This window comes from Photobacterium kasasachensis (assembly GCF_050336885.1).
Classification (GTDB): domain Bacteria; phylum Pseudomonadota; class Gammaproteobacteria; order Enterobacterales; family Vibrionaceae; genus Photobacterium; species Photobacterium kasasachensis.
Genome location: NZ_JAKJSH010000021.1, coordinates 100772 through 107143, shown reverse-complemented (window position 1 = coordinate 107143; position 6372 = coordinate 100772). Strand labels below are relative to the sequence as shown.

The following is a 6372-nucleotide window of genomic DNA, read 5'->3' as shown; positions in this document are numbered from 1 at the left end:
GCAGGCTGGCGGTTGCATGGGCAAACCCGCTCTCCGATCCGGCCTGAAGCCAGATATGATCGGGTTCGACCAGCAGGCAGTAGGCGCCGTCGGCAAGATCTTCGTGATACTGATAGCTGATATTACCGTCCTGGCAAACCGGGATATCTTCGTGCAGCAGCTGGCACAGCTCGGCCTGAAGCCAGCGTGAGCTGCCGCAGGCCTTATCCGTCGGAGGCGTGATGGCCGTTCCCGATTTCAGCATGAATTCGCCGGGCAGTCTGATCAGTGACCCCGGCAGCGGGATCAGGTTGATGAGCTTGGCGTCGGGCAGAGGGATCGGCAACGGCTCGGTAGCCGGCTGATCGAGGTTGACCGTGGTGATTTTTACCGGCAGCGGCTTGATGAAACTGCCTTCTGGCGAGGTATTCAGGAAGGCATCGACGATCCCTTCGTCGTACATCGTGAAGGGCTTGGTATTGACGGTGAATTCCGTATAGAAATGGGAGTTAGGGCTTAATGACGCCGAGTTTCCCGGCGTCAGAATGCAGTAGCTACCCAGTTGCTTGAGTTGACCGTTTGAAAGCGATTCTGCCTGAATCCAGCGGCAGAACGTAAAATGCAGCGCCCAGTTGTTCTGTGCCTGATCACTCAGATTGTGCAAGGTCAGGGCAAAACGAGACTGCTGCTCATTTTTGCTTATCACGGTCAAATCGAGACGGTAACTCATAGTAGCCTCTTAAAGTGGGTAAAGGTTGTGACAACCTTTTGCCATTGCAATTGCCCCGTCCATGGCATCTCCCTGGGGAAGAGCAAGCCGGGTTTTGAACGGAGGTGCCAGCCAAGGCTGGATATGCTCGCCGATACTGCCCATCAGGCAGACTTGCTCGGCACCGCGCCTGAACAGTGCAGATAGCAACATTTCGACATCCGCCGCCGTCTGCTTGAGCATCTCGATCGCCAGGCTGTCACCTTCGGCCGCATGGGCAAAAATGGCTGGCGAGAACTGACCGTAGTCGCACGGACGGGCTGTTTTGGACCAGCTGACAACGGCATCGACATCGTTGTCGAAATGCTTCATGACATGCTGGGCCAGCGACGTGTGAGGAACGATATCGTCGACACTGAGCAGTACCTGCTGGATGAGGCGAAGTCCCATGACGGCACCGCCGCCGTGATCGGAGATTGGGAACTCGCGGCCGCCGATAACCTGTTGCTGCTTATCTTTCAGCAAAATCCCGCACGAACCGGTACCGGCGATCAGGATTGCGCCTTCTTCACCTTTCCAGGCCCCAAGACATGCCCCGTAGGCGTCGGTATTTAACGTGACGGCACCATAAGGGTGGGGAAGCGCCATGAATTCGTGCCAGGATTCTTTTTGCTCGGCACCAGCCAGAGCCAGGCCGACCGACATGCTGCCGTAGTCGGCCTCGGTGAGATTTGCCAGAGAGGCCGCGGTGGCAATGGCATCCTGAATCGATGCCATGGCGACACTGCCGCCCAGCATGATATTGGCACTGCCGGTTTTGGCCTCGCCAAGACAGTGACCTTCCAAATCGCAGATCCGGGCCCGGCACGAGGTGCCGCCCCCGTCTACGCCGACGTAATATTTGATTGTACTAGCCAAGGTGTCGCTCCTTATATTGAGTTGTTATTGCGAGCAAATACCAGCCGCCATGCGGGATCCACTGCTCTCCCCAGCGCCAGTTTTGCAGCATGTCATCTTTGTACGGAATCGGTTTGAAGGCGATATCCTGCTCGTTGTCGAAGCCAGAGGTGATGCCGTTGCACACACCGCCCTTGGCGTTGCTGAACCCCAGCTCGGGCAGGTAGTCCGGGTTGTTGCGTCCGTGGCCGTCCAGCATCGACATGTCGAAGGGGTTGAGACCCAGCAGCCAGTCAGTCAGCTTTTGCGCGTAGGCTTTCAGTTCTGACTTCAGGGTGCTGTCGAGCGGGTAGGCCTGCGCCAGATACGCCATGGAGGCCAGTGAGCCCAGGCGGGCATTTTCACCCTGCCACCAGTAGCCGCTTTCGTTGTGGTGAGGAACAAAGAAGCTGCTGGATTTCTCACCGTCAACGGGTTTGACATACTGACGCGGGTAACCGAATGGGTTGGTGACTTCCCGGGTGATCCTTAGCTCGAAGTGCAGCGCATTGCTCAGTGTTTGATTCAGGCTCTGGTGCAGCGTTTCATCAGTTTCTATCGCCAGGTATTGCATCAGGCTGATGGCTGGCAATCCTGCTTCGGCAGCATGGTAGTACGGGCGGCTGCCGTCGTTGTTGGCCGACCAGAAATGCTGCTGGTCTTGATCAGACATTTGCCGGGAGGCCAGTTTCTTGGCCCAGCCTCGGGCCTGATCAAGATAGCGGTTGTTGCCGGTGGCTTTGAACAGCTCTACTGCCGCCAGCAAGGCGCAGTACTCGTCGATGATGTTCTCGGTACCGTCGTTGAGGTACTGGGTGTTCACCTCAACCAGGTGCCAGTAGCCTTTCTCGGCGGCCTGCAGGTAGGCTTCGCCTTGGGTTTCGTCATTCCATCCAAGTCGGGTAACCTGTTCTGATGCGAGCCAACGTGATGCCGCAGCCAGCGCGGCAACGGTTACGCCGCCGCCCTGACGGAATGCAGCCTGATAATCGTCCGATTTAATACCGTCCTGGGTGGTGTACGCACAGATCTCCCGCTGCTTGGTATCCTTGCTCCATTTGTCGAATACCGTCATATAGAAGAAGCCCTGCGGGTGCTGCATCCGGAGCAAGAAGTCCGCACCGTGGTAGGCCTCTTCCAGCAGACGTATTCGGGTGATGTCGGCTATATCTTCCTCGCCTTCGAGCAGCTCAAAGGCCCTGAACATATTCCAGACTACCATCGGGGTCTGCTGGGGGTTCAGGTAGTTACTATAAGACAGGTGGCTGAGATATTTGCTGACATCGCCCGAGGCGTCATACCAGCCGCCGCGGACATCAGCCGTGTCTATGCTGCCAAGTAACGGCGCATGCTGGTCGGCATGGTCAAAAACACCGCTGCAACGCTGGGACTTGAAGTAGTGCAGTACATCGCTGAAGGTACGCTGCATAAGCAGCCCTTCGGCAATGGTAAAAGGCTCGGAGAGGAGCTCGCCAACCTGGAGGCGGAATTCACCGCACCCTGTGAACGCCGTGAAGTCAATCGAGTAGGTGTAGCCCGTGTGCCATTGTGCGACTGGGCCACAGGCTTTGAGTGGCAGCTGCATAATAGGTTGGGCATCTTGGCAGCGAATAATCTCTGCATGGGGTGCCGGCAAACCGGGTTCCGCCAGCAGGATAGCCTGCTTGGCACCAAAACGCTCATAGCCTAGGTGGTTCGTTAACAGCTGCATTTATCCTCCAATTAGTTCTCGTATAGGTAACAACGTACGAAATGGTTTTCTGATAGCTGGGTTACGGCCGGAAGCTGTTCGCGGCACTTGTTGGTTGCATGGGTACAGCGACCGGCAAACGGGCAGCCAAGGCTTTCCGGTGTCCAGAGCGGGATCTCGCCCTTGTTGCCTTTTAGTTTCTCGTGGATGGACTTGCTTGGATCCGGCACCGCCGAGACCAGCAGCTGGGTATACGGGTGCTGGGGATCATGGATGATCTCCTCGGTATCGCCCCATTCCACCATGTGGCCGACATACATCACGGCCAGATCCTCGGCAATATAGCGGGCAGTCGCGATATCATGGGTGATATACAGCAGGGCCATCTCGCGCTCGAACTTCATCTCTTCCATCAGGTTGAGAACCCCGGCACGAATCGAGACGTCCAGCATTGAGGTCGGCTCGTCAGCAAGGACAACCTCGGCACCGACGGCAATGTTGCGGGCCAGGTTGACGCGCTGGCGCTGGCCACCGGAAAGCTGGTGGGGGAATTTGGCCGCCGTTTCTTTGGGCGGGATCAGACCCACCTGTTCAAGCAGGCTGTAGACCTTCTCTTCCAGCTCCTTCTTATTGCCGGAGGTTATCTTCTTGTGGATCAGCAACGGACGGGCGATGTGGTGGAAAATCGTATGGGTCGGGTTCAGGGAACCAAACGGATCCTGCCATACCATCTGGACACCCTGGCGATACTCCATGAGCTCGCTGTGCTTGTTAATGTCAGCAATATCCCGGCCGTAGTACTCGATGTGGCCGCCGGTTGGCGGGTACATCTTGGCGATCATTTTCGCCGTGGTGGATTTGCCCGAGCCAGATTCGCCGACAACGGATAGGCCGCGGCTCTTGTACATCTTGAAAGATACGTCATTGATGGCGCGCATCTTGGATTTGGTTAATGAATTACTGTTGACCTCAAAATCCTTGATCAGATTTTTGCCTTCAATAATTGGTTGTCCGATAGGTTTGCTCATATTGCCTCCTAATTGCTTCCTATTTTTTATTAACTGCATTTATTGAATAGGTGGCAGTTTGAAAAACGACCGGGTTCAAGTTGACGTAGCTGTGTCGCTTTGCTGAAGCAGGCATCATGGGCTTTGCTACAGCGGGCCTGGAAGCGGCATCCTTGAGGCACTTCCAGCAAGTTCAACGGGTTACCGGGAATACCGGTCAGGCGTGTTTTCGGGCCTGTCAGCGGCGGGAAGGAGTTGCCCAACCCTTCTGTATATGGGTGGAACGGCTGCTCAAGGATCTGTCTAGACGGGGCAACCTCGATCAGCTCGCCGGAGTACATGATCCCTATACGGTCGGAGAACTCGACCATCAGTGAGATATCATGGGTGATGAACAGGATAGAGAAGCCAAACTCCTCTTTTAGTGCGTAAATTTTTTGCAGGATCTCGCGCTGGACCACCACATCCAGAGCCGTGGTCGGTTCATCCATGATGATCATCTTCGGGTTCAGGGCCAGGGCAATCGCGATGACCAGGCGCTGACGCATACCGCCGGAAAACTGGTGCGGGAAGTCCTGCAGGCGGCTCGGGTGGATATCAACAATCTCCAGCAACCCTTCGGCGCGGCGAACAGCCTGCTGGCGCGTCATGTTGGTATGGCGCATGATCACGTCGCAGAACTGCTCTTCCAGCGTCAGTACCGGGTTGAGTGCGTTCATCGCACTCTGGAACACCATGGACATCTGGCTCCAGCGGAAAGCCGAAATGTCGGCCTCGCTGTACTTGAGAATATCGCCATGGCCGTCAAAGATAACCTCACCGCCGGTGATAAATGCTGGCGGCTTATGAAGGCGCATCAGCGAGAAGGCAACAGTAGACTTACCGCAGCCTGATTCACCGGCAAGGCCAAAGACCTCACCCTTGCCGATATCGAAGCTGACGTTGTTTACCGCACGGACGTCGCCGGCATCGGTGATGTAGTCGACACAAAGATTGCGAATGGAGATCTGTGGGTTAGTCATTACTTTTCTCCTCCCTGCATGGCAGGCTGAGCGGTTTCTAGTGTCTCTTGTTGTTTTTCGGTATTTTGCTTGGCCATGTTTTTCCAGCGACGCATGCCTTTGTGAGAACGCAGCTGCGGGTTGGCAATTTCATCGACGGCAAAGTTAAGCAGGGCCAGGCCGACAGCAATCAGGGTGAGCGCGATACATGGAACCAGGAGTTCCCACCAGGCGCCGACCAGCATTGAAGATGATGTCTGGACGTTGTACAGCATGTTGCCCCAGCTGATGGTGCCCGGGTCGCCAAGACCAAGGTATGACAGGGTTGCCTCAGTCATAATGGCCAGCATCACCGAGCCGATGAAGCTCGCACCCACGATGGAAATCAGGTTGGGCAGGATCTCGACGAAGATGATCCGCATAGATGATTCACCGAGTACCTCGGCGGCTTTGACAAATTCTTTTTCCCGGATAGACAAGGTCTGTGCACGTACAACCCTGGCACCCCATGCCCAGGCGGTGATCCCGATAACCAGGGTTATCGTGACGGGACCGGCCTCCCCGATGAAGGCGGCGATAACAAACAGCAAGGGGAGCTGGGGAATAACCAGCATGATGTTCATGGCGGCGGAAAGAATGTCATCGACCCGTCCACCAAAGTACCCGGCAGACACCCCGACAAGCGTGGCCAGGAAACATACCATCAGGCCGGCACCGAAGCCGACGGCCAGCGATGTACGTGCGCCGTAGACTACCTGCGACCAGACATCACGCCCCATGCGGGTGGTACCCAGGACATGGTCCGCCTTTTTGGACATGCGCAGGGTACGGCGGCTGTCGGCCAGGTTCTCAGCAACCCAGCCGTCAGGGTTGTTTTGCGCGGCCTTGACGACGAACGCTGGGTACTCATGCGGGTTACCCGTTTTCTTGTTCGGTACGTGCTTGGTAATGAACGGGGCAAAGATTGCGGCCAAAATAAAGAGCACGATAATGGTTAAGCCGGCCAGGGCTTTATGGTTACTGGAAAGTAACTTGATTAGACCTTTCATA

General features: G+C 56.0%; 6 protein-coding genes. All 6 read right to left on the bottom strand.

The window, feature by feature from the left end; genetic code table 11:
* Positions 1 to 709 (bottom strand): glycoside hydrolase family 20 zincin-like fold domain-containing protein (locus L4D19_RS24365; RefSeq protein WP_428454606.1); only part of this gene is annotated, 709 nt, incomplete at its 3' end.
* 9 nt (positions 710 to 718) lie between these two features.
* Positions 719 to 1606: a glucosamine kinase nucleotide-binding domain-containing protein gene (locus L4D19_RS24360; protein ID WP_428454605.1), complete on the bottom strand. Its 888-nt coding sequence runs from the start codon at positions 1604 to 1606 to the stop codon at positions 719 to 721.
* Positions 1599 to 3335 carry a glycoside hydrolase family 9 protein gene (locus L4D19_RS24355; RefSeq protein ID WP_428454604.1) on the bottom strand — a complete coding sequence of 579 codons (1737 nt, stop codon included), beginning with the start codon at positions 3333 to 3335 and terminating at the stop codon, positions 1599 to 1601. The genes L4D19_RS24360 and L4D19_RS24355 overlap by 8 nt, the downstream gene beginning before the upstream one ends.
* Before the next feature lie 11 nt (positions 3336 to 3346).
* Entirely contained in the window at positions 3347 to 4342 is a 996-nt protein-coding gene (locus L4D19_RS24350) for an ABC transporter ATP-binding protein (RefSeq protein ID WP_160649519.1), read from the bottom strand.
* Positions 4343 to 4371: 29 nt separating this feature from the next.
* On the bottom strand, positions 4372 to 5343 hold the full coding sequence (locus L4D19_RS24345) for an ABC transporter ATP-binding protein (RefSeq protein WP_160649520.1): 972 nt from the start codon (positions 5341 to 5343) through the stop codon (positions 4372 to 4374).
* A complete protein-coding gene (locus tag L4D19_RS24340; protein ID WP_428454603.1) occupies positions 5343 to 6371 on the bottom strand; it encodes an ABC transporter permease in 1029 nt (342 codons plus the stop codon). The genes L4D19_RS24345 and L4D19_RS24340 overlap by 1 nt, the downstream gene beginning before the upstream one ends.
* Position 6372: the final 1 nt, after the last annotated feature.

Bases quoted from the DNA above. Each gene is read 5' to 3' on its own strand.
- L4D19_RS24355 (WP_428454604.1), bottom strand. From the start codon at position 3,335: ATGCAGCTGTTAACGAACCACCTAGGCTATGAGCGTTTTGGTGCCAAG.
- L4D19_RS24350 (WP_160649519.1), bottom strand. From the start codon at position 4,342: ATGAGCAAACCTATCGGACAACCAATTATTGAAGGCAAAAATCTGATC.
- L4D19_RS24345 (WP_160649520.1), bottom strand. From the start codon at position 5,343: ATGACTAACCCACAGATCTCCATTCGCAATCTTTGTGTCGACTACATC.
- L4D19_RS24340 (WP_428454603.1), bottom strand. From the start codon at position 6,371: ATGAAAGGTCTAATCAAGTTACTTTCCAGTAACCATAAAGCCCTGGCC.